1 protein-coding gene is annotated in these 2,271 nt (G+C 73.4%); it reads right to left on the reverse strand.

From position 1 onward, the window contains the following. The coding region (locus E1264_RS42140) for a hypothetical protein (RefSeq protein WP_132183122.1) at positions 1–2,020 on the reverse strand (2,020 nt) is incomplete at its 3' end. Positions 2,021–2,271 lie beyond the last annotated feature (251 nt).

Here is a 2,271-nt window from a genome sequence, read left to right on the forward strand (position 1 = left end):
GGGCGGCCCACTGCGGCGCCGCCGGGACGGCCCACGGCGCGGGCTGATCGGTCGCGCCCGGGGCGGGAATGGCGCGCTGGACGGGTGGCGGCTCCGGAAGGGGGCCGGTGGTGACGCGGTCCAGCGTGATGATGGACGGGTCGCATTCGACGGGCGTGAGGGTGCGTCCCCCGCCGGGCGCCGATTCGACCAGCAGCAGGGCGTGGTCCGGCAGGTGCTGGAGGGTGACGGGCTCGACGGCGTACTCGTACACGCGCTGCGTCGTGTCGGCGTCGCTCCAGTTGGTCCCCGCCGCGTAGGCGTAGGCGGCCGACCAGTTCCGCGACGTCGACGTGGCGGTCCCCTCGGTGTCGCTGGTGCTCGTCGAGCCGCCCCGGTTGCTGCCGCGCTGGCGGGACGTGGAGCGGTCGGGGAACAGCCCGAACATCTCGCCGCCCGAGTAGCTGGTGCCGGACGACCGGCTCGTCCCCCAGTTGCGCGACGTGCCCGTCGTGCGGCTCGTGCTCAGCGTCTCGGAGTCGCCCTCGCCCTCGGTGCGGGTGGACGTGTGCGACTCGTTCCCCCCGATGTTCTTGGTGATCTGCGACAGGACGAAGCGGTGCTCGCGTCCGATGAAGTCGGCGGCGCGGGTCGCGTCCTCGTGGTTGCCGAGCCGCATGAACGCGACGGCGCCGCCGCCGATCAGCTCCGCGGACGTCTCGCGGAGCCGCCGGAACAGCAGGGTCAGCGGGACGCCGCGCCGCTCGCACGCGTCGGACAGCCGTTCCAGGTGGCGGCGGGCCAGCTCGTCCGCGCCGGCGACGACGAGGGCGGGCGTCGAGTCCTGCGAGGCGGTGATGCGGTGCGTGACCCACTGCACGATCAGGTCGGTGAGCAGCTCGGACCGGACGTTGCGGGCCTGGCTGTCCAGCGCGATGCAGGTCAGGTACCCCGGGCCCGTCGTGGTCGGCTCGGTGCCGAGGCTCTCCAGGGGGTGGACGTAGGACTCGATCCGCGACAGGTTCGCGTGCGCCTGGCGGCGGTACTCCACGGTGAACAGCTCGCTCGCGATCCGCCGCCGTTCGTCGCGGGTCAGCGCGTCCCCGTCGTCGGGTTCGCCCATGAGCGCGCGGAGTGCCGCGGCGATCCGGGCGAGGGTGACGTCGTCGCCGAGGGCGGCGCAGACCTTGGTCAGGATCCGGTCGTCCATGCTGCGTTCGGCGCGGGCGGCGTCTGGCGTGCCGCCGTGCATGGACTCGACGATCGCGTCCACCAGGTCCTGCGGCGACAGGTCGGTCAGGAGGCTGGACGACGCCTGGCGGCTCGGCAGCAGTTGCACGTCCACCCCCATCCAGGCCTCCTGCGACAGCTCGATCAGCTCCCGGGTGACGACCTCCCGGGACAGGTCGAGCACCAGCAGCGGCTGGACGGCGAGGGTGGACGTCCCGTACGTGGTGAGCAGCGCCTCCCAGGCCCAGAGCGTCCCGCCGAACACGTCCAGCCGGCGGGTGGGACGCCTGGCCGCGCCCCATTCGGGCAGCCCGTCCAGCCGCGCGCGCTCGGCGGACTCGTGCGCCTGCTTACGCGCCTGCCACTGGCGGGCCTGGTCCTGGTAGCCGGTCGTGTTCTGCCGCTGGGCCAGCTCGTAGGCGTCGCGGGCGCTCTGCCGCTGCCGCGCGGCCCACGCCGTCAGGACGATGCCCGGCGCCGCGGCCATGGCGGCGAGCAGGAGCGTCCCGAGCGGGACGGCGTTCGGGACCGTGGACGCGGCGGCGCCGCAACCGGCGAACAGCGCCAGGATCGCGGCGATGCCGAGGCTCATCGGAAGCGTCCGGCTGCGGTGGCGCTGCGCGAGCTGCTCGGTCTCCGCGACGCGGCGGGCGAGGTACTCCGGCAGGGCCCGCTGCTGCGGCGGGGCCTCGGTGAACGGCTGCAGGAACCACCAGCGGTCCCGGAACACCCAGCCGAGACGGGGCTCGGGGCTGAAGAGCCGCTCGACGCGCGCCCGCAGCCCTCCGTGATCGACGGGTTCACCCCTCACGACGCTGAACTCCCGTTCTGTCTCGGGTCCCGGCTCGATCGTCACGCGTCTGCGGGGTCATGCGCGGCGATGCGCAAACCACCCAAGCAGATTGACACAGGACTTGTCAGGCCGTCCGTCCGGTTTCGACCTTCCCAACGGCGCTCTTGCTCAATAACCTGACTCGCCATGACCCTGGATCGGGACGGGACCGCAGCCAAGATCGACCGTCCGGCCGCACCGGCCGACCAGGCCCCTCCCCCGCCGCCGCC

It is taken from the genome of Actinomadura sp. KC216, assembly GCF_004348535.1.
In the GTDB taxonomy this organism is placed as follows: domain Bacteria; phylum Actinomycetota; class Actinomycetes; order Streptosporangiales; family Streptosporangiaceae; genus Spirillospora.